General features: G+C 41.9%; 24 protein-coding genes and 1 riboswitch. Of the genes, 7 read left to right on the top strand and 17 right to left on the bottom strand.

Annotated features, from left to right (window positions below; translation table 11 throughout):
- Positions 1-40: 40 nt before the first annotated feature.
- A riboswitch (SAM riboswitch) is annotated at positions 41-149 on the bottom strand.
- 102 nt (positions 150-251) lie between these two features.
- From NST01_RS15180 to NST01_RS15220, 9 genes are all read right to left on the bottom strand, one after another.
- On the bottom strand, positions 252-593 hold the full coding sequence (locus NST01_RS15180) for an SCP2 sterol-binding domain-containing protein (RefSeq protein ID WP_008347033.1): 342 nt from the start codon (positions 591-593) through the stop codon (positions 252-254).
- 120 nt (positions 594-713) lie between these two features.
- Positions 714-1,016, bottom strand: a complete 303-nt coding sequence (locus NST01_RS15185; protein ID WP_007500346.1) for a thioredoxin family protein — start codon at positions 1,014-1,016, stop codon at positions 714-716.
- Between the two features lie 11 nt (positions 1,017-1,027).
- On the bottom strand, positions 1,028-1,372 hold the full coding sequence (locus NST01_RS15190; RefSeq protein ID WP_008347035.1) for a toprim domain-containing protein: 345 nt from the start codon (positions 1,370-1,372) through the stop codon (positions 1,028-1,030).
- Between the two features lie 131 nt (positions 1,373-1,503).
- Positions 1,504-1,740, bottom strand: a complete 237-nt coding sequence (locus tag NST01_RS15195; protein ID WP_008347037.1) for a YusG family protein — start codon at positions 1,738-1,740, stop codon at positions 1,504-1,506.
- 44 nt (positions 1,741-1,784) lie between these two features.
- Positions 1,785-2,168: a glycine cleavage system protein GcvH gene (gene gcvH / locus NST01_RS15200; protein ID WP_008347039.1), complete on the bottom strand. Its 384-nt coding sequence runs from the start codon at positions 2,166-2,168 to the stop codon at positions 1,785-1,787.
- Positions 2,169-2,234: 66 nt separating this feature from the next.
- Entirely contained in the window at positions 2,235-2,591 is a 357-nt protein-coding gene (locus NST01_RS15205; RefSeq protein ID WP_008356673.1) for an arsenate reductase family protein, read from the bottom strand.
- A gap of 110 nt (positions 2,592-2,701) precedes the next feature.
- The gene (locus NST01_RS15210; protein WP_017359285.1) at positions 2,702-4,483 is read right to left on the bottom strand and encodes an acyl-CoA dehydrogenase family protein; all 1,782 of its coding nucleotides are present in this window, start codon (positions 4,481-4,483) and stop codon (positions 2,702-2,704) included.
- Between the two features lie 14 nt (positions 4,484-4,497).
- Positions 4,498-5,673, bottom strand: coding sequence for an acetyl-CoA C-acetyltransferase (locus tag NST01_RS15215; RefSeq protein WP_019743167.1), 1,176 nt, complete (start codon positions 5,671-5,673; stop codon positions 4,498-4,500).
- 12 nt (positions 5,674-5,685) lie between these two features.
- The gene (locus NST01_RS15220; protein ID WP_129547809.1) at positions 5,686-8,073 is read right to left on the bottom strand and encodes a 3-hydroxyacyl-CoA dehydrogenase/enoyl-CoA hydratase family protein; all 2,388 of its coding nucleotides are present in this window, start codon (positions 8,071-8,073) and stop codon (positions 5,686-5,688) included.
- A 199-nt stretch (positions 8,074-8,272) separates the two neighbouring features.
- Here NST01_RS15220 and NST01_RS15225 point away from each other — a divergent pair, with 199 nt between their 5' ends.
- Genes NST01_RS15225 through NST01_RS15235 form a run of 3 tightly spaced genes read left to right on the top strand, consistent with a single transcriptional unit; the run spans position 8,273 to position 9,033 of the window.
- Positions 8,273-8,410 (top strand): YuzL family protein, encoded by a 138-nt coding sequence (locus NST01_RS15225; protein WP_008347049.1) that lies wholly within the window; start codon positions 8,273-8,275, stop codon positions 8,408-8,410.
- A gap of 10 nt (positions 8,411-8,420) precedes the next feature.
- The gene (locus tag NST01_RS15230) at positions 8,421-8,672 is read left to right on the top strand and encodes a hypothetical protein (RefSeq protein WP_235655693.1); all 252 of its coding nucleotides are present in this window, start codon (positions 8,421-8,423) and stop codon (positions 8,670-8,672) included.
- A 13-nt stretch (positions 8,673-8,685) separates the two neighbouring features.
- A complete protein-coding gene (locus tag NST01_RS15235; RefSeq protein ID WP_008347053.1) occupies positions 8,686-9,033 on the top strand; it encodes a spore coat protein in 348 nt (115 codons plus the stop codon).
- 31 nt (positions 9,034-9,064) lie between these two features.
- Here NST01_RS15235 and NST01_RS15240 read toward each other — a convergent pair whose 3' ends face one another.
- The 3 genes from NST01_RS15240 to NST01_RS15250 form a co-directional block, all read right to left on the bottom strand.
- Positions 9,065-9,316 (bottom strand): YusU family protein, encoded by a 252-nt coding sequence (locus tag NST01_RS15240; RefSeq protein ID WP_017359282.1) that lies wholly within the window; start codon positions 9,314-9,316, stop codon positions 9,065-9,067.
- 72 nt (positions 9,317-9,388) lie between these two features.
- The gene (locus tag NST01_RS15245) at positions 9,389-10,219 is read right to left on the bottom strand and encodes an ABC transporter ATP-binding protein (RefSeq protein WP_008347057.1); all 831 of its coding nucleotides are present in this window, start codon (positions 10,217-10,219) and stop codon (positions 9,389-9,391) included.
- 145 nt (positions 10,220-10,364) lie between these two features.
- Positions 10,365-10,811 carry a YusW family protein gene (locus NST01_RS15250; protein ID WP_207209288.1) on the bottom strand — a complete coding sequence of 149 codons (447 nt, stop codon included), beginning with the start codon at positions 10,809-10,811 and terminating at the stop codon, positions 10,365-10,367.
- Between the two features lie 113 nt (positions 10,812-10,924).
- Between NST01_RS15250 and NST01_RS15255 the strand changes: the two genes are divergently transcribed.
- Positions 10,925-11,767 (top strand): oxidoreductase, encoded by an 843-nt coding sequence (locus tag NST01_RS15255; protein ID WP_079919096.1) that lies wholly within the window; start codon positions 10,925-10,927, stop codon positions 11,765-11,767.
- A 41-nt stretch (positions 11,768-11,808) separates the two neighbouring features.
- On the opposite strand, the gene NST01_RS15260 is transcribed toward NST01_RS15255, so the two are convergent.
- The gene (locus tag NST01_RS15260) at positions 11,809-13,179 is read right to left on the bottom strand and encodes a S1C family serine protease (RefSeq protein WP_050826598.1); all 1,371 of its coding nucleotides are present in this window, start codon (positions 13,177-13,179) and stop codon (positions 11,809-11,811) included.
- A 337-nt stretch (positions 13,180-13,516) separates the two neighbouring features.
- On the opposite strand from NST01_RS15260, the gene NST01_RS15265 reads away from it, so the two are divergent.
- The gene (locus tag NST01_RS15265; RefSeq protein ID WP_017359278.1) at positions 13,517-14,191 is read left to right on the top strand and encodes a response regulator transcription factor; all 675 of its coding nucleotides are present in this window, start codon (positions 13,517-13,519) and stop codon (positions 14,189-14,191) included.
- Positions 14,188-15,519: a HAMP domain-containing sensor histidine kinase gene (locus NST01_RS15270; RefSeq protein WP_017359277.1), complete on the top strand. Its 1,332-nt coding sequence runs from the start codon at positions 14,188-14,190 to the stop codon at positions 15,517-15,519. The genes NST01_RS15265 and NST01_RS15270 overlap by 4 nt, the downstream gene beginning before the upstream one ends.
- A gap of 20 nt (positions 15,520-15,539) precedes the next feature.
- Here NST01_RS15270 and spxO read toward each other — a convergent pair whose 3' ends face one another.
- The gene (spxO, locus tag NST01_RS15275) at positions 15,540-15,704 is read right to left on the bottom strand and encodes an anti-adapter protein SpxO (RefSeq protein WP_096881830.1); all 165 of its coding nucleotides are present in this window, start codon (positions 15,702-15,704) and stop codon (positions 15,540-15,542) included.
- A 192-nt stretch (positions 15,705-15,896) separates the two neighbouring features.
- Here spxO and NST01_RS15280 point away from each other — a divergent pair, with 192 nt between their 5' ends.
- Positions 15,897-16,775, top strand: a complete 879-nt coding sequence (locus NST01_RS15280; RefSeq protein WP_017359276.1) for a TetR/AcrR family transcriptional regulator — start codon at positions 15,897-15,899, stop codon at positions 16,773-16,775.
- Between the two features lie 26 nt (positions 16,776-16,801).
- Here the strand turns inward: NST01_RS15280 and NST01_RS15285 are convergent, their stop codons facing one another.
- The 3 genes from NST01_RS15285 to NST01_RS15295 form a co-directional block, all read right to left on the bottom strand.
- Entirely contained in the window at positions 16,802-17,137 is a 336-nt protein-coding gene (locus NST01_RS15285) for a hypothetical protein (protein ID WP_164999013.1), read from the bottom strand.
- Positions 17,138-17,260: 123 nt separating this feature from the next.
- Positions 17,261-18,655, bottom strand: coding sequence for a class II fumarate hydratase (gene fumC / locus NST01_RS15290; protein ID WP_108610959.1), 1,395 nt, complete (start codon positions 18,653-18,655; stop codon positions 17,261-17,263).
- 87 nt (positions 18,656-18,742) lie between these two features.
- On the bottom strand, positions 18,743-18,910 hold the full coding sequence (locus NST01_RS15295; RefSeq protein ID WP_017359274.1) for a YvzF family protein: 168 nt from the start codon (positions 18,908-18,910) through the stop codon (positions 18,743-18,745).
- Between the last annotated feature and the right edge of the window lie 82 nt (positions 18,911-18,992).

Genomic DNA, 18,992 nt, shown 5'->3' on the forward strand with positions numbered 1-18,992 from the left:
CAACGCAAGCAGAAAGGCCTTTTATATCAAATACGCCTTTCTCTCATCTTTCAAAGCGTTGCGGCTTTGAGTGAATTGGCACCAATTTCAGCTATGCTGACGGTTGCCGGGTTTCATAGGGCACGTCCCTCCACCTCTCTTAATAAGAGAAAATATGTTGTTTTATGTGATGTTCATGTTTTTACTAACGTAGAATATCATGCTATCTGAGATATGTCAACGCTGTAAATCGCTAATTTCCAAGTAAACGACTACGTTATCATTTTTCGAAAAAAACCGTTCGTCAGCCAAAGTACCGCTTCTAGTCTTAGAAGAGCTCGAAATGAGCCTTTCACTTTCACTTGTCCTCTGCTGATCAGCTGCTGTAAGGACATGTCTCCATCTAATAATTGCAAAATCTCTTTTCGCTCACCATAAAAGATGAGATCCGATAACTCAATTGCAGGTAGTTTCTTCACTTCACCACGTTCATCCACAATCAATGTACAAGAGTCCGTTTCCGCCTCAAATGTAATCTTCAAGGATGATGATGAGAGCAACGGCTTTAACAATAATCGCTGCCCTGCACTTCCATGGGCTTTCACATTTTCCACATGTATAACCTCCCTGTCATTTGGTTATACATAACATTTCTCTACAAACATCGGCTTGTCCTTTATAAATAGCTCGACAAATTTTCAAATGAATTGCTTGAAATATGACAAAAAACCGCTTTATTTAGCGGTTTCAATCATTTCGTGAAGATATGGAACGGAGTGAAAGGCATAGCCTTTTTGCACGATTTCACCCTTTTTAAACAGGAGAAAGCAAGGTACACTTTCGATCTCAAATGCTTTTGCAAAACTTGGCGAGTAATTTAAGTTATTTTCATAAAAAGGAACTTCCGGCTGCATGGCATCAACCACTGCCAGCATCTTCTTTGCCAGCTGGCATGTTCCGCAAAATGGTGTATATAAGTACAAAAGAAATAAATCGTCCTCTATCTCCTTGAATTCATGCTCTTCAATCTCTTTCATATACGTCACCCTTATAAATATTTCGAATGAACATCAATGTTTGCAGCTAATAGAATAGATGCAATGTGGGCTGACGGTGAAGCGGCCACTTCGCGGTACGTTCTGTCGACAAAAAGATGCAGTGCTTCAGGGAATTCTTTTCGGAATTGCTTCCGCAGTTTGTCGCCAGCATCGTCACTGTCTGCTAATATGTAAACGTCTTTCCCGAATAAATCGTCCACAAGCTGATCCAGCTTCGATGTACTGATCGTGCCATTGGTGCAAATGATGGTAACAGGTTCACTTATGACTTCTTTTAGCTTCTGTTTATCTGATTTACCTTCTACAATGATGACCTTTTCTATCTCGACATTCATCACGATCACCTGGCCCTTTTGACGTTGATTCACTTCTTCCTTAGATTACAATCTTTCATTCGGGTTGTAAAGATTGGGCACTTGATCAACAAAAAGGCTGTAGCATTCACTCACTACAGCCTTATCTGTGATTAGCACCAGCCATTTTCATCGTCACAGTCTACATATTTTTCAGTCCCATGGGTCAACGTATCTGACAGACGATAAAAACGGTTTTGATCATAGGAATAACCTGATTTTAATTCATATTGATTTTCACTAATCATCGTGCCAATCTCTTCGTTTTGATGGTAAAGCACCATGCCGCTCTCTTTGAATCGTCCAGTGACATGCTCTGTTATATCCACCTGTTCTTTTTGAAAAGACAAATTGGACACCCCCCATAAAGGTAGAGTGTCCAATTTCACATGAATTAGTCTTCTTTTGTCATTTCTTCATATTGCTCAGCTGTCATTAAGTTCTCGATTTCAGACGCATCCGCTGGCTCTACTACGATCATCCAAGCTTTTTCGTATGGAGAGTCGTTGACGAACTCTGGACTGTCATCAAGCTCATCGTTCACTTCAACGATTGTGCCGTTAATCGGTGCGTATAGTTCAGAAACTGTTTTGACTGATTCTACACTTCCGAAAGGCTCGTCCGCTGTGATTTTGTCTCCTACTTCAGGAAGCTCAACGAACACGATATCCCCTAGCTCAGATTGAGCAAAATGCGTAATACCGATACGCACCTTATCTCCTTCTACTTTGACCCATTCATGTTCTTCTGAATAACGTAAATCTTTTGGTGTGCTCATTTCATACCCCTCCAGTCTTTTCTTACAATCTATATTGAAGATACCACAATCTGAATGAAAGTTACATCATTTCCAGACGCTTTTAAATGTATCTTCATTAAATCCAACTGTCACTCGTTTGCCGTCTGTTGTAATTGGACGCTTGATTAGCATTCCGTTAGACGCAAGTAATTCAAGCTGCTCGTCCTCTGACATTGCAGGAAGTTTATCTTTCAGCTGCAGCTCTCTGTATTTCTGACCGCTCGTATTAAAGAATTTCTTCAGCTCTAAACCGCTTTTTTCGTAAAGGGCTTTTAATGTTTCTTTATCAGGCGTCTCTTCGACGATATGTATGCTGTTGATGTCTTTATTGTGTTCTTCCAGCCATTTCTTTGCTTTTCGGCATGTACCGCAAGATGGGTATTCGTAAAAATCTAAAGCCACCATTTTCACCTCCTGCAAATAGTGACAACATTTTATCACAAAACATATGAAAAACCTAAATGTATGCTTACAAAAAGGTGCGGCATGATATCCGCACCTTTTCAGCCGTCTTATACGATATATTTCTCTGCTTCAAAGATTCGTTTCGCCACCTCACGCTTTTTCGCAATGACATTCATTGGCGTGAATCTTGTCAGCTTGCGAAGGGCTGACAGACTCATACGGAGTGAATCTCCTTCTTCCATGGCAATCAATGATTCTTTCGCATGAGCTTCAATTTTTAAAAAGGCTTCCTGCGTGAAAATTTGTGTATACGCAAGCTTTTGTGCATTTTTTTCTGTGCCTGATGCTGCGATTGCTTTTTCCGTACGCAAGACCGCCGACTCAGCAGCAAAGAGTTCATTGACGATATCTGCTATATTCACAAGGATTTCTTGCTCTTTGTCTAATGCTTTCCCATATTTCATGGCGGCCATACCTGCCACCATCAAGGCGATCTTTTTCGCATGGGCAAGTAAGTATTTCTCTTGATCAAGCGGCTGATCACCCGGCTCTTCCGGCATCATCATCATTAGCTCTTCCTGTAGGGTTTGCGCTTTTTGAAGAAGCGGAAGCTCTCCTTTCATCGCTTTCTTCAAGAAGGTGCCTGGCACAAGCAATCGGTTAATTTCGTTCGTTCCTTCAAAAATACGGTTAATTCGTGAGTCGCGATAGGCTCTTTCGACTTCGTATTCTTGCATGAAACCATATCCGCCGTGAATCTGCACACCTTCATCCACAATATAATCGAGCGTTTCAGAGCCAAGCACTTTACAAAGAGAGCATTCAATCGCATATTCTGCAATGGATTGCGCAATTTGTTTCCCATCCTTTTGCTCCTCGTCACTTAACAGACCCATTCTTTGTTCAAATAACCCGACTGTGCGGTATACAGCACTTTCCATGGCATAAAGCTTTGCCGACATGTTGGCTGCTTTTTCGCCAATTAAGCTAAATTGAGAAATTGGTGTTTTAAACTGCTTGCGCTGATTGGCATACTCTGCCGATAATTGAATGACTCGTTTTGATGCTCCGATTGTCCCTACAGCCAGCTTATAGCGTCCAATGTTCAAAATGTTAAAGGCAATGACATGACCTCTGCCTGCTTCACCAAGCAAATTCTCCTTTGGCACTTCGGCATCTTCAAGGATTAACGTTCTCGTCGATGACCCTTTAATGCCCATCTTTTTCTCTTCAGGTCCTGTTTTGACTCCAGGAAAATCCTTTTCTACGATGAAAGCAGAGAAGTGTTCACCATCAATCTTCGCATACACGACAAACACATCGGCAAATGCGGAGTTTGTGATCCATTGTTTTTCCCCATTGAGGACATAATGTGTTCCAGCTTCATTCAGGACTGCCGTTGTTTTCGCACCTAGCGCATCAGAACCTGACCCTGGCTCTGTTAGGGCATAGGCCGCAATTGTTTCTCCAGAGGCGAGTCCTGGCAGGTACTTTTCCTTTTGCGCTTGATTGCCGAACAGCACGATCGGCAAAGAACCGATCCCAACATGGGCGCCGTAAGAAAGAGAGAAGCTGCCTGCTCTTGCAAATTTTTCAGTAATGATGGCTGAGCTGATTTTATCTAGCCCAAGCCCGCCAAATTCCTCAGGAACATCAGCACCAAGCAGGCCAAGCTCTCCAGCCTTTTTCAAGAGACGAACAGAATGCTCGAATTCATGATTTTCAATTTGATCGATGTGCGGAACGACATCTTGTAAAATGTAATCTTCTGTTGTTTTCCCGATCATTTGATGTTCATCAGAGAAATCCTCTGGTGTAAAGATATGCTCATAATTCGTCTCATCAATTAAGAAACTGCCACCCTTTTTTACTTCTTCCATTGCTTTCATCCTGTTTTCCCCCTTTAGATCAATTCAAAAATGCCTGCTGCTCCCATGCCCCCGCCGATACACATCGTCACAATACCAAATTGTTCATTTCGCCGTTTCATTTCATGAATGAGGGACAGCGTGAGTTTCGTTCCTGTACAGCCTAGCGGATGTCCTAATGCAATGGCGCCGCCGTTGACATTTACCTTCTCTTCATCGATCCCTAAATGACGAATGACTTGAATCGCCTGAGAAGCAAATGCTTCATTTAATTCAAACAGCCCGATGTCCTTCAGCTCTAGACCAGCGATTTTCAGCGCACGCGGAATGGCTTCAACCGGCCCAATTCCCATGACTTCAGGTGGTACACCACCAACAGCAAACGCTCTGAACTTGGCGAGCGGCTGAAGAGAAAGAGAAGATGCTTTTTCGCGATCCATCATCATGACACATGCCGCTCCATCACTCGTCTGCGAAGAGTTTCCTGCAGTCACTGTGCCTTTTGTTGAGAAGGCAGGTCGTAACGTTGAGAGAACCTCCTCTGTTGTGCCCGCTCTGACACCTTCATCTTGTGAGAACGTAAATTGGCGTTCTTCTAGTTGATTCTGCTCTCCTACCCGTCTTTCTGTCACATCAACGGGAACAATTTCATCTGAAAATTTCCCTTCTTGAAGTGCCTTTGCTGCCTTTTGATGGCTCCTCACCGCAAAAGCATCTTGATCTTGCCTTGTGACCTGATACTTTTGCGCCACTTGCTCCGCTGTGTGGCCCATGCTCATATAGTATTCAGGCGCTTGCTCTGTCAAAAGAGCGTTTGGACGAATGGAGTGACCCATCATTGGGACTTGCGACATCGATTCGACGCCTCCGGCCAAAATGGTTTCTGCCTGCCCAAGCATAATTCGTTCACCCGCATAAGCAATTGACTGCAGACCAGAAGAGCAATAGCGGTTAATGGTAATAGCAGGTACTGTATATGGCAAACCTGCTAATGCCCCAATATTCCGGGCCACATTCAGCCCTTGCTCTGCTTCTGGTGTCGCACATCCGATGATTAAATCATCGATTGTTCCATCATAATCACCGGCACGCTTTAGCGTTTCTTTTACACACAATGCGCCCATATCATCAGGTCTGACATGTTTTAATGATCCCTTTTTGGCTTTCCCTACTGGTGTTCTTGCGCCAGCTACAATCACTGCTTCTCTCATTTTGACTCCCCCCTAGTTACGTAAAGGTTTTCCTTTAACGAGCATGTGCTGCATGCGTGCCTGAGATTTGACTTCCCCTACAAGACTTAAAAAGGCTTCTCTTTCAAGCTCTAATAAGTATTGTTCATCCACCTCTGTACCAAATGGCAATTTGCCGCCAGAAATGACATGTGCTAGTTTTTTCGCAATGGTCATGTCATGGTCTGAAATGTATCCAGACAATCTCATGTTTTCAGCAGCCAGCACCATTGCTGCGTAGCCTGTTTCCCCCATCACGGGCACCTTTCGCTTCAGAGGTGCACGATAACCCGCTTCATCAAGAGAAAGAACGAGTTGTTTCGCATCATGGATTAAATGATCACCATTCATGCTGATCCGGTCATTCACTCGGAGCATCTTCATATCACGCGCTTCCTCTGCTGATGTAGATACCTTTGCCATCGCAATGGCTTCAAAGGTTTGTAGCGTAGCATCTTGGATCGCAGTTGCTGATGGCTTTTCCGCTCCTTGCAGATGGCGAATATAGAGTTCTTTGTTTCCGCCTCCGCCCGGTATGAGTCCGACCCCCGCTTCGACAAGCCCCATATACGTTTCACTGGACGCTTGGATAGCGGCTGCTGGTAGACAAAGCTCCGTCCCTCCGCCAAGTGTCATACCAAATGGTGCAGCCACAACTGGACGGTCACTATACTTCACCTTCATCATCGCCTGCTGGAACCTGCGAATGACAAAATCAATTTCAAAGAAGTTGTCGTCCTGTGCTTCCATTAAAATTAAGGCGAGATTCGCACCAACACAGAAGTTCTTTCCTTGGTTACCGATGACCAGCCCTTTATAATTCTTTTCCGTTTCATCTACAGCACGATTGATCATATCAATGACATCAAGCCCAATGGCATTACTTTTCGAATGAAATTCAAGCAAGGCAACATCATCCCCGATATCGATCAAGCTTGCACCTGTATTTTTAAAAATGACATCGTGTTTCTTTTTCAATCTAGCTAACGAAATATTCTTGTCGTTTCCCTTTTCCTGTTCATAAGCACCATTCTGATAAAATGCACGGTCTCCTTCGGCATTTTCTTGATAGAATGTGTCATGTCCTTGTGAAAGCATATCTCGCACCCAGGTCGGGATGCTGTGCCCTTCCGCTTCCATTCGACTGACGGCTTTTTTCACGCCAATCGCATCCCACAGCTCGAACGGGCCATGCTGCCAGCCAAATCCCCATTTCATGGCGTTATCGATGGACTGAATATCATCCGCAATGTCGCCTTTTAGTTGAGCTGAATAAAGAAGAACAGGTGCGGTCATATTCCAAAGCAATTGCCCAGCACGGCCGTCTTGATAAATAAGCGCTTTCAATTTCGCTTTTGTCCCCTTTTGCTGCTTGGCAATGTCAATGCCCGGATCCTTCAGCTTTGTCCGTTCTCCGTATGTGAGTGTGACAGGATCAAGCTCTAAAATGCTCTTTCCGTTTTTTTGATAAAATCCTTGCCCTGCTTTGCTGCCGATCCACCCTTTTTCGAGCATTCTTTCCATAAACTCAGGCAGCTGAAAAATATCTTTTTCCTTTCCTTCTACCTGTTCATACACATTGCGGGCTACATGAGAAAATGTGTCGAGTCCCACCACATCAAGTGTGCGGAAGGTCGCACTTTTCGGTCTGCCAATGAGTGGACCTGTAACAGAATCGACCTCTCCGATCGTGTATTTGTTCTCAAGCATTTCACGCACTGTGACAAGAAGCCCATAAGTGCCAATTCGGTTGGCAATAAAGTTCGGTGTATCTTTTGCTTCGACCACACCCTTGCCAAGTACATCTTCACCAAATGTTTTCATATATGAGAGTACTTCTGGATCTGTTTCTTGAATAGGAATTACTTCTAACAGCTTTAAATAACGAGCTGGGTTAAAAAAGTGAGTGCCTAAAAAGTGGCGTTTAAAATCAGCTGATCGGCCTTCTGCCATTTTTTCAACAGAAATACCGGATGTATTGCTGGATACGATGCTGCCTTCTTTGCGGTGTTCGTCGATGAGAGAGAATACGTGTTGTTTAATGCTGAGCTTTTCAGTGACGACTTCAATGATCCAGTCAGCATCGTGTAATAAGGAAAGGTGATCTGTGAGATTTCCGGGTGTGATGTATGATAGGTTTTTGGCTGAAGTAAGAGGTGCTGGCTTTTGCTTTAACAATTTTTTCATTGCGTCTTGGCTTAATCTATTCCGAACACTAGGGTGATCAAGCGTTAGCTTTTTTGCCGTTTCTTCCTTTGTCAGTTCATTTGGCACAATATCTAGCAATGTTACTGGTATCCCGATATTGGCTAGATGTGCAGCAATGCCTGAGCCCATGACACCTGAACCAATGACAGCCGCCTTGCGAATATGTTTGCCCATAAATATCCCCCTAAACATTTTGAATGAACAGTCATTCATTTTTTGTCCAAAAAAAAGCAATGCCTCTTTCTTTATCTTAAAAGATTTTCCGAAACAGTTCAATAGCAGATTTCAAAAATTTACACATTCTCATACGTCTTTCTTTACAGCGTATGAATTAAAGACGAGGGGGAATTGTAAGAATGGAGGTGATGTCCATATGTCTCGTTTGCAAAAAAACCCATCAAAAGCAGGCGTAAGTGCTGCAAGTGTGAAAGGAAACGCAGGTCCATCACAAGAAGCAGACCTAGGTGGTAAAAAGACCAGTCAAAATCAGCAATATAAAAAGAAATCGTAAGGAGGAACACATCTTGAACAACCAGCAAATGAATATGCCCCCACAGGTGATTTCAGTAAAAGATTCCTTGTACCTAGAGGATATGCTGAACTGGAATTTGATCGCCATGAAAAAGGCTCATTTTATGGCCGAGCATTGTCAGGATCAAACATTGAAACAAGAACTCAATCAAGTTGGCCAAATGCATCATCAGCATTACACACAAATTCTTCAGCATTTAGGCAGCTCAGAGCAAGGCCAGTCTTCTGGCTTTATGCAATAGGAGGTAACCAGACATGGAACAGCAAAACCAACAAAAAATCGGGAATCCACAAACGCCGGTTCCAACCACTACGAACATGAACGATCGCGACTTTGTCACAGACCTGTTGTCGACTGAAAAATATATGACAAACGGATATAACACAGCGCTCAATGAATTCAGCCATGAATCTCTTTACCAAGATATTCAGCGAATTGCGCTAGAAACACAAAAAACGCAAAGACATTTATATGATGTCATGTTCAAATATGGCTGGTACTCTGTCGAAGCTGCTGAACAGCAAAAGCTCCAGCAGGCACACCAGAAATTCCAGCAAACACTGACTGATCAATCACCGTACGGATCATCACCCATGTCATAAAGAAAAACTGCCAGCTCGTACTGGCAGTTTTTTAACGGTCTTTATTGGCACGATGAGCTTCATTTAATTGCTTGATCCGCTGAATCGTTTCTTTGATGTCTTCTTTTGCCTCTGGATACGTGTCATTAAAATGCTTGGCTAAAGGCGGCATGCTTTTGGCAATATGAGAATAGATGATCCACTGCGAGACATCTCTTTTCAGTTCCTCATTCGTTTCACCAAGCAGCAGCTCTGTATATTTATCAAGCAGGCCTTCGAGCTTTTCATCTAATTCATTTCCCATTGGTATTCCGCTCCTTTTTTCAGAAAAAAGCCTGACTCTGCGTGTAACAGATGTCAGGCTTTTCACATACGATTATCTTGCAGCAAGAAATGTCTCAGCTTGTGCCTGTTGGACAATACAGCGTCCTCTGCCGTGCGGAATACATAACGGTGTTCCGAATAAAGGATCTGTTGTAACTTGGCAGTTCATATCAAAGACATTTTTCACAAGATCACAGTTAATGACAGTTTCCGGTCTTCCTTCTGCATAAATCGACTTGTCTTTAATGGCCACAAGGTGATGCGCATATCTGCAAGCGAGATTGAGGTCATGCAGAACCATGACAATCGTGCGCTGCTCTTTTTCATTTAAATCAAAAAGAAGATCCAGGATTTCAATTTGGTGCGTCATGTCTAAATACGTTGTTGGCTCATCTAATAGAATAATATCCGTCTCCTGTGCCAATGTCATCGCAATCCATGCACGCTGCCTTTGTCCACCTGATAATGAATCAACCGTTCGATCAGCAAGGTCTTCCATCTTCGTTGATTTCAGGGCACGATTTACCGCTTCTTCATCTTGCTTTGACCATTGCTTCAGCCAATTTTGATAAGGATATCGCCCTTGCTTGACGAGTTGATGTACCGTTAATCCTTCTGGCGCTTCCGGTCCTTGCGGAAGAATGGCGAGTTGTTTCGCCACTTCCTTTGTTGGTAATTTGGCAATGGAATGACCTTCAAGCAGGACAGAACCACCCATTGGCTTCATGAGACGGGCCAAAGAGCGAAGTAGCGTGGATTTACCGCATCCATTGCTGCCAATAAATACTGTGATTTCACCCTTAGGGATCGATACATTTAGTTCGTCTATGATCATTGTTTCTCCGTAGCCTAAGCTTAAACCTTCAGTAGAAATGGCACTCATTCCGCTCAAACGCTCCTTTTCTCATCCAAATTTTTTATATTGAATATCGTCTATGTAGACGTAAAAGATCACTTATCTCAATTTAGTGTATCAGATTTAAGTGATCTTGAAAATCATTTTCAATTAAAAAATGAGAAAGTCTCGTTTACTTTTTCTTTTCGAATGCACGTTTTGTCCCATCTTCGAGCTTGATATCGACTCGTATCCGCTGATAATCATCATCTAAATTAAAAGCAGATAATAATTCATTGACATATGTTTCATTCAGTTTTGCACTAGGAATCGACATATCATTGAGCTTCATCTTCATTTCACGTAAAGCTTCTTCTCCTTCATAGCGGACACCATTCATATGATCTCGAATGAGTGCTTCTTCTCTTCCACCAGCTTGACGATAGGAAGCTTCATATAATTCGCTTTTTTGTCCATATTGTACATGCAATTGCAAATGCTGAAATGGCAGTTCCTTCATTTGAACAGCGGACAGACTTTCAGCTTCTGCTTCATGCGGATGTTGTATTGGTTCGATTGAACGACAGCCAGACAGCATAAAGAACAGCACTCCTAGCAGTCCCGCCTTCTTCCAGCACATCATGTATTTCCTCCTATTTTATAGCATCGTTTTTTATTCTTCTCCAAGCCCCTTTTCGTTATTCAATAAAACAGCAGACTATGGTAGATTAAAACAAAAAGGAGAACCGGATGATGAATAAAACAGCCATTGTGACTGGTGCCAACAGCGGTTTCGGAAAGCTCATCACACTGCGTCTTGCTAAGCAAGGGTACACTGTGATTGCTGGCGTAAGACAGGAAACCAATGCGAAAAAGCTTGCCGAAGAAGTAAAGAACGCCGCTTTATTCGAATCGATACATATTGAAGCATTAGATGTGACAGATACACAGTCCATTCAAGCATTTCAGAAAAGGCTTAATGCCTATGCTCCGATTCACCTGCTTGTGAACAATGCGGGAACGGCCTATGCTGGTTTTGCTGAAGAAGTGCCTGTTGATCAGTACCGAGAGCAATTCGAAGTGAATGTCTTTGGTGTGATGGAAATGACACAAGCAGTCCTTCCGTTGATGACGAGCGGTGCAAAAATATTGAATATGAGCAGTATCAGCGGACTCATGGGAATGCCCGCACTCTCTCCATATGTATCGTCAAAGTTTGCGCTAGAGGGCTATACAGAGAGTTTGCGAATTGAGCTGGCTGCGTTTGGCATTCAGGCCGCTTTGATTGAGCCGGGTTCTTTCCAAACGAACATTTGGAACACCTCCATGAATGAGCAAATGACGCCGCCTGCAGAAGGTTCTAAATACACAGCTATTTATCAAAAGATGATGTCCTATATAGAGGCGCAAAAAAACAACTATGGAGATCCCGGCGAAGTTGCAGAGCTTGTGGTTTCGCTTGCAGAGAAGAAGCGGCTAAAAAAGCTAAGGTATCTTGTCGGGAAAGGTGTTCGGCTTTCATTCATAGCAAAGCAGCTCCTGCCTTGGAATGTATGGGAAAACATTATTTTACGGACACTATCTTCAAAAAAATAGGCACAAAAAAACAGGTGAATCGCTTATCCACCTGTTTTCTTTTATTCGTTATCAGACTGCCCAAGGGTAATATCAAGATTTTTGTTCTTTCCATCACGGATGACAGTCATTGTCGTTTTATCGCCAATTTTTGTTTCTTTATAAAGGATTTCTTTCAGTTGTGAGCTGTTCGCTACATCTTTTCCTTTGAACTTGATGATGACATCTCCAGACTTCAAGCCTGCTTTTTGTGCAGGAGATCCTTTTGAAACATCTTTTACATAGATGCCTTTACCGATTTGTTTATCAAATAGGCCAAGTGTATTTTCCTGATACGTTTCAGGCACTTGCTCAAGATCAATCATTTGTACGCCAAGGTAAGGACGTTCGACTTTTCCATTTTTCAACAGCTGATCTACGATCGGTTTGACATCGTTACTTGGGATCGCAAATCCGAGTGATTCTACTCCGCTTTCGCTAATTTTCAAGCTGTTGATGCCGATGACTTGACCGTCTGTATTGATCAGTGGACCGCCACTGTTTCCAGGGTTAATGGCAGCATCTGTTTGAAGCACATTCATCTCAACGGTTCCAGATGATGTATTGGCTTCAACGGTACGATCGAGACCACTAATAATCCCTTCTGTTACTGTACCAGAGAACTGCGCACCGAGCGGGTTCCCGATTGCAATGACTTTGTCTCCAGCACGAAGCTTAGAAGAATCTCCAAAACTTGCAACTTTATCAATGCCGTCAGCATTTATTTCCACGACAGCTAAATCTGTCATTACGTCACTGCCGACAAGCTTCGCATCTTTTGTTTTTCCATCGTATAGTGTGACCTTTAATTTATTGGCACCCTCGACTACATGGTTATTTGTGATAATGTATGCTTTTTTGCCATCTTTTTTGAAGATGACACCAGAACCAGTTCCAGCTTCTGCTTCAGTTGAATCACCGCTAAGACCGAACGAGTTTTGTGTAGATTGATAGTTTGATACCCCTACAATCGTCGGCTCTAAATCTTCTACCATATCAGCAACATTCGTCGCATTGGTGATTTGTTTTGTTGAGAAATTTTCAGATGAAGCCGGTTCGCTTGATGCTGTTTGGGTTTGAGTGTTTGCCGCTGTATCTTGTGACTGCGGTAAAAGCGGTGTAATGCCAAGCACAAGACCGCCGCCAATAATCCCTCCAAGAATCGGACTTAGCCATGCAGCCTTTCGTTTTTTCTCCTTTTTAGACGAACGGTCATCAATCACTTGAGGAGACCCATTTGTCACCCTCTCCTGAGAGGCAGATGCTTCGTTTTCATGGTGGTGAAAAACGAGTTCTTTCTCTTTTTCTGGTTCTTCTATTTGTTTCTCATTCTCTTGATGTGTGAGTTCTTGATCATTCATTTTTTTCTCTTCATCTTCTCTTCGGAAATCCATCGCTTGCACTCCTTTGCATCATTTTCATGAAATGCTTCATTCATATGTCTAGACAGGACTCATGTCCTCTTAATGGCAATATCATTGAAAAATTCTTTATGACAATATGTCAAATTATATAATACTTATTCATAGAAAAAAAGCAAGGTGTGCACATTGGTGAAAAGCACCTATTCATTAGCCTTTTGTCTATGCCCTTTTTTCCCTTGAGCTTATCATAAACAAACATTATGGGATAATAATGAGAAGAATATGTGAAATTGTGAAAAAAGCGTGTGATTGTTGACATGCCGCCTTTGTATCCCGTTATAATGACGTTGAGAGGATGTGGAAGACTTTGTCGTACACCATTTATTTAGTTGAAGATGAGCAGAATTTAAATGAACTGTTAACCAAATATTTAGAGAGTGAAAATTGGAATGTGTCCTCTTTTTTAACCGGAGAAGCGGCACGCGAAGCAATGAACAAGCCCCCGCATCTATGGATTTTAGATATTATGCTGCCTGATACAGACGGCTACACACTCATTAAAGAAATCAAAGCAGCCTCGCCTGACGTACCGGTCATTTTTATTTCGGCACGTGATGCAGATATTGATCGTGTGCTTGGCTTAGAACTCGGGAGCAGTGATTATATTGCGAAACCCTTTCTTCCGCGCGAGCTGATCATCCGTGTGCAAAAGCTGCTGGAGCTTGTATATAAAAACAGTGACACACCGCAGCAAAGCGTCACACCCGTTTCTTCCTATATCATTCATGAGGACGTAAGAGAGGTGTATGAAGGAGATCAGCTGATTAATTTAACGTCTAAGGAATTTGATTTGCTGCTCTTATTTACCCATCATCAAGGACATGCCTTTTCCCGGGAAGATATCCTCGTCAAGATCTGGGGGCACGATTACTTCGGGACAGATCGTGTGGTCGATGATCTTGTCAGACGGCTGCGCAAAAAAATGCCTGACTTAAAAGTCGAGACCATTTATGGATTTGGCTATAGGATGCTAAAAGGATGAAGAACAAACCACTCGCTTTTCAAATTTGGGTTGTCATCTCTGGCATTTTACTCACCATCTCGATTGTCCTGATCATTTTATTTTCAAATACATTACGCAGCTTCTTTACGAATGAAATTTATAAAAACATCGAAAACGAGCAGCAAGTGTTAACAGAATACCCTCTGAATCGAGACGGCTCACCAAAGTCGACACCAGAAAACCGCTCGGTTCAGCACATTCTGATTCCGTCAGATGAATTAAATCAAATGGCTCAGTTTTTCCCGCATGCCTTTATTGAAAAAGTGCAGTCCTTTGTTAAAAAACAAAAAAGCGCAACAAAACGCTATTCTGAAGAAGTGAATGGTCAGCATATCTTTTTTGTGATCAAAAAAGTCTCAACAGGCAATACACAATATATTCTCTTGTCATATGCACCCGATTCTTATCGAGATGACTTGTCCTTTACACTGTTTAAACAGCTGATTTTCATCTTAGGAACGGTTATTTTACTAAGCTGGATTCCATCGATTTGGCTTGCCCGCTACTTATCACGTCCAATCGTCGCGTTTGAAAAGCACGTCAAGCGCATTGCACAAGAAGACTGGGACGATCCTGTCATTGTTGACCGGCAAGATGAAATTGGCAAACTGGGGCATACGATTGAAGAAATGAGACAAAAGCTCATTCAAAAAGATGAAACAGAACGAACGCTTTTGCAAAATATATCACACGACTTAAAAACACCTGTGATGGTCATCCGCGGTTATACGCAGTCTATTAAAGATGGAATTTTCCCTAAAGGAGATCTTGAACAAACGGTGGAAGTGATTGAAGGCGAAGCGGAAAAGCTTGAGAAGAAAATCAAAGATTTGCTGTATTTAACAAAGCTTGATTATTTATCAAAACAACATCCGGCGCATTCTCCCTTCCTTGTGAGTAATACAATGCTGGAAGTGGTTGACCGTTTACGCTGGTCGAAAAATGAATTGCAGTGGAACGTGGACTTAGATGATGAGGCTGCACTTGAAGGCGATCCAGAACAATGGAGCAAATTATTTGAAAATGTATTAGAAAATCAACTGCGTTACGCAAAAAGTAAAATTGATATTCATATGAAGCAGGAAGAGGATCAAATTCGCATCGTCATTCGTAATGATGGCCCTCCAATTGAAGAACACATGCTATCCAGCCTATACGAACCTTTTAGTAAGGGAAAAAAGGGCGAATTCGGCATTGGATTAAGCATTGTCAAACGAATTCTTTCAATGCATCAAGCGTCCATATCAATTGAAAATGATGAACTAGGTGTACGCTATACGATCACTGTTCCAAAGAAGAGGCTGTAGGTTTTACACCGCAGTCTTTTTTAGATGAATGAATACCCATTGAAATCACGGTATGTGGCTTTGATTTTCTTGCCAGCTTGATACATCCATTTCTTTTCAATGGTTGTCTCTTTCGGCATTTTGACTTTTTCTACTTGAATTCCTTTTGTTTTCAAGCGTCTAATCATATCATCAATTTCTCTCATGGAACATCATCCTTTCACATTTTTTGACCGGTTGGTCACCTTACTTTATAATATAAAGAATTACACTGTAAAAAACAAGTTACAATCTGATTAATTTTTGAAAAGTTTTGTCGTTTATGACCGATAAGTCACATCTCTTTGCGCACGTTTCCTAAGACATTTGTCTCTCGGTAAGAAAGGATGACATTCATATTGAAAAAGAAAGAAAAAATGATTATTGAGGCTGGTATGAAGTTATTTGCCAGCAAAGGCTATAATACAACGTCTGTTCAGGAAATTGCAGATGAATGCCACATGTCAAAGGGTGCGTTTTACCTTTATTTCAAATCGAAGGAAGCACTACTTATTTCGATCTTGCATTACTATTACGATAAGGTATTTACCCGGATTCACGAGGTTCAAACAGAGGGCGGCACACCAAAAGAGGCCTACCGGAAACAGCTCACTGTCTATTACGATAATATTTTGCAGCAAAAAGATTTTATTAAAATGCAGCTAAGCGACAGGGCGCTCCCATTGAACGAAGAAACGCAGCAGCTCGCAAAGCAAATTCGACTTGCGACGATTCAGTTGCACATTGATAACATTAAGCAAGTGTATGGAGATGCAGCCATTCCTTATATGGCTGATCTATGTTTAACGATTGAGGGCATGAGTCACGTTTACTTTGAGCTTGCCATTTTATATGATTTTCAGCTCGAAGCAGAGGAGCTTGCCGCAACAATGATTCACCGTATCGATGATCTAATGGGCGGTATGATGAAGCGCAATGACCATCCACTCATTTCTGTGGACCAAGCAAGCGACTGGTTCGGCCCGATTTATGAACGATCATTTGACCCGCTCACAGAATCACTATTAAAAGAATTAAGAGAACTGGCAGAAGCACATTATGAAGTAAAAGACGAGCCAGATTTATTTGAAGCGCTTGGCATTTTAGAAAATGAGTTAAACAAACAAAAACCAAGACAAGTCATCGTCAAAGGCATGCTTTACCAATTGAAATTATACACACCACTTCAGCCGGTCTCAGGCTCCTTATTACGCATTCTAAAAGAAGATCATTTATAAAACCCAGGGCTTGCTTGCCCTGGGTTTTATTGTGACAAATAATCAAAATCCTTTTCTGTTATGTCAGGAAGTTTGTTCGCTTGGACTCTTTCAAGCAATTCATCTACATATCTTTGAACAGCCAGCATGTCATACGGAAAATCAAAATCAAATTCTTCCTCCACCGGCAGTATGTCCATATAATAGGAACAGGCTGGTTTATTACCAAGCATATCGTTATTGAAGCTTAACACATCTTCATACGATTCTTCTGACAGTTCAAAATGAGAAATCAAGTATATATCAATATGATTTCCACTCTTTTGGCACCTTTGATCAACATATAATAAAAAAGCAGACTCCTCCGTATCCTGTGATATCACTTGGAAAAATTCAACATCCCGTGTCCGTAACCACCTAATAAATCTTGTCTTCAACTGCCTCAAACACCATTCACCTCGATATGTTTCCATATAAAAACCAGAGGCACAGAGGCCTCTGGTGTCTTATTTTGCTTTCGGTGTCACCATTTCTTCTGGTTTCACAAACTCTTCAAACTGCTCTTCTGTTAATAGTTCTAATTGAAGGGCAGCTTCTTTTAGTGTTAATCCTTCTTTGTGCGCAAGCTTCGCAATTTTCGCTGCATTTTCATATCCGATGTGCGGGTTGAGTGCCGTCACAAGCATCAATGAATTGTTTAGGTTTTTCTCGATTGTTTCTAGGTTTGGTTCAATTCCAATGGCACACTTGTCATGGAATGAGTTCATACCGTCAGCTAGCAATTCAACTGACTGCAAGAAGTTATAGATGATGACCGGCTTAAATACGTTCAGCTCGAAGTTTCCTTGGCTTGCGGCAAAACCGATTGTTGCATCATTCCCCATGATTTGTGCGGCAATCATTGTTAAAGCTTCACTTTGAGTTGGGTTGACTTTTCCTGGCATAATGGAGCTGCCTGGCTCATTTTCAGGAATGATCAATTCACCAATTCCGCAGCGAGGACCACTTGCAAGCCATCTCACATCATTGGCAATTTTCATTAAGTCAGCTGCAAGTGCTTTAAGTGCACCGTGTGCATATGTGATTTCATCATGGCTTGTCAGCGCATGGAATTTGTTTGGTGAAGAATTGAACGTTTGACCTGTTAACTGGCTGATTTCTTCTGCCACGTATTTACCAAACTCAGGATGTGCGTTAATTCCTGTCCCAACAGCTGTTCCGCCAATGGCAAGTTCTCTCATTTTTTCAGTAGATTCTAAAATCATTTCTTTTGAACGATCAAGCATGTACACCCAGCCGCTAATCTCTTGGCCCACTGTAAGAGGTGTTGCATCTTGCAAATGCGTACGGCCAATTTTCACGATCTCTTGGTATGCTTTTGCTTTCTCATCAAGCGTCGCTCTTAACTGGTCAATCGCAGGCAATAGCTTTTTGTACACAGCTAAAACAGCTGCCACGTGCATAGCCGTTGGGAATGTATCATTTGAACTTTGGCTACGGTTCACATCATCATTCGGGTGAATGCTGAAATCACTATTTTTATCTTTTAAGTAAGCAGTTGCTCTATTTGCAACAACTTCGTTCATGTTCATGTTACTTTGTGTTCCACTTCCTGTTTGCCATACAACAAGCGGGAAATGCTCGTCATATTTTCCACTGATGATGTCATCACATACAGCAGCAATCGCTTCAGCTTTTTCACTTTCTAAGTTGCCTAGACGTTCGTTCGCAATCGCTGTGCTACGTTTCAAAATTGCAAACGCATTCACAACTTCCTTTGGCATTTTCTCAGAACCGATTTTGAAATTTTCTTTGCTTCGTTGTGTTTGTGCACCCCAGAACTTGTCCTGTGGCACCTTGATTTCGCCCATTGTATCTTTTTCGATTCTAAATTCTGTCATTATGTATCCCTCCATAGCTTCATCACTCAACTCTATTCTATACAAAAAACGAAAATCCTTTAAGCGTTTTCAATTAAAATTTTATCTTTATTTTAATTTTAGTTCAATATAAACACGAACATCTTTGGAATATTTGTATTTTGGATTTGTTTTTCCGTAATCTTTTGACGTATAAGTCACCTCATAATGCTTGTCAAACGACTGTAGAATAAGGTCGATCTCCTCTTTTGTTCCTGCTAAACGAATTTGCGCCATTTTCTTTCCTCCAACACCGTGATTCTTTCATATACCACAAAATAATGTAACACAGAATATTGTTTTTTCAAGCAGGTAATGC

Origin of the sequence: Bacillus sp. FSL R7-0166, assembly GCF_038008935.1 — a bacterium.
Taxonomy (GTDB): Bacteria; Bacillota; Bacilli; order Bacillales; family Bacillaceae; genus Bacillus; species Bacillus altitudinis.

Excerpts from the sequence above, each read along its gene's own strand:
- NST01_RS15185 (WP_007500346.1), bottom strand. The coding sequence starts at position 1,016 with ATGAAAGAGATTGAAGAGCATGAATTCAAGGAGATAGAGGACGATTTA.
- NST01_RS15190 (WP_008347035.1), bottom strand. The coding sequence starts at position 1,372 with ATGAATGTCGAGATAGAAAAGGTCATCATTGTAGAAGGTAAATCAGAT.
- gcvH (WP_008347039.1), bottom strand. The coding sequence starts at position 2,168 with ATGAGCACACCAAAAGATTTACGTTATTCAGAAGAACATGAATGGGTC.
- NST01_RS15210 (WP_017359285.1), bottom strand. The coding sequence starts at position 4,483 with ATGAAAGCAATGGAAGAAGTAAAAAAGGGTGGCAGTTTCTTAATTGAT.
- NST01_RS15215 (WP_019743167.1), bottom strand. The coding sequence starts at position 5,673 with ATGAGAGAAGCAGTGATTGTAGCTGGCGCAAGAACACCAGTAGGGAAA.
- NST01_RS15220 (WP_129547809.1), bottom strand. The coding sequence starts at position 8,073 with ATGGGCAAACATATTCGCAAGGCGGCTGTCATTGGTTCAGGTGTCATG.
- NST01_RS15225 (WP_008347049.1), top strand. The coding sequence starts at position 8,273 with ATGTCTCGTTTGCAAAAAAACCCATCAAAAGCAGGCGTAAGTGCTGCA.
- NST01_RS15235 (WP_008347053.1), top strand. The coding sequence starts at position 8,686 with ATGGAACAGCAAAACCAACAAAAAATCGGGAATCCACAAACGCCGGTT.
- NST01_RS15240 (WP_017359282.1), bottom strand. The coding sequence starts at position 9,316 with ATGGGAAATGAATTAGATGAAAAGCTCGAAGGCCTGCTTGATAAATAT.
- NST01_RS15245 (WP_008347057.1), bottom strand. The coding sequence starts at position 10,219 with ATGAGTGCCATTTCTACTGAAGGTTTAAGCTTAGGCTACGGAGAAACA.
- NST01_RS15250 (WP_207209288.1), bottom strand. The coding sequence starts at position 10,811 with ATGTGCTGGAAGAAGGCGGGACTGCTAGGAGTGCTGTTCTTTATGCTG.
- NST01_RS15255 (WP_079919096.1), top strand. The coding sequence starts at position 10,925 with ATGAATAAAACAGCCATTGTGACTGGTGCCAACAGCGGTTTCGGAAAG.
- NST01_RS15260 (WP_050826598.1), bottom strand. The coding sequence starts at position 13,179 with ATGGATTTCCGAAGAGAAGATGAAGAGAAAAAAATGAATGATCAAGAA.
- NST01_RS15270 (WP_017359277.1), top strand. The coding sequence starts at position 14,188 with ATGAAGAACAAACCACTCGCTTTTCAAATTTGGGTTGTCATCTCTGGC.
- spxO (WP_096881830.1), bottom strand. The coding sequence starts at position 15,704 with ATGAGAGAAATTGATGATATGATTAGACGCTTGAAAACAAAAGGAATT.
- fumC (WP_108610959.1), bottom strand. The coding sequence starts at position 18,655 with ATGACAGAATTTAGAATCGAAAAAGATACAATGGGCGAAATCAAGGTG.
- NST01_RS15295 (WP_017359274.1), bottom strand. The coding sequence starts at position 18,910 with ATGGCGCAAATTCGTTTAGCAGGAACAAAAGAGGAGATCGACCTTATT.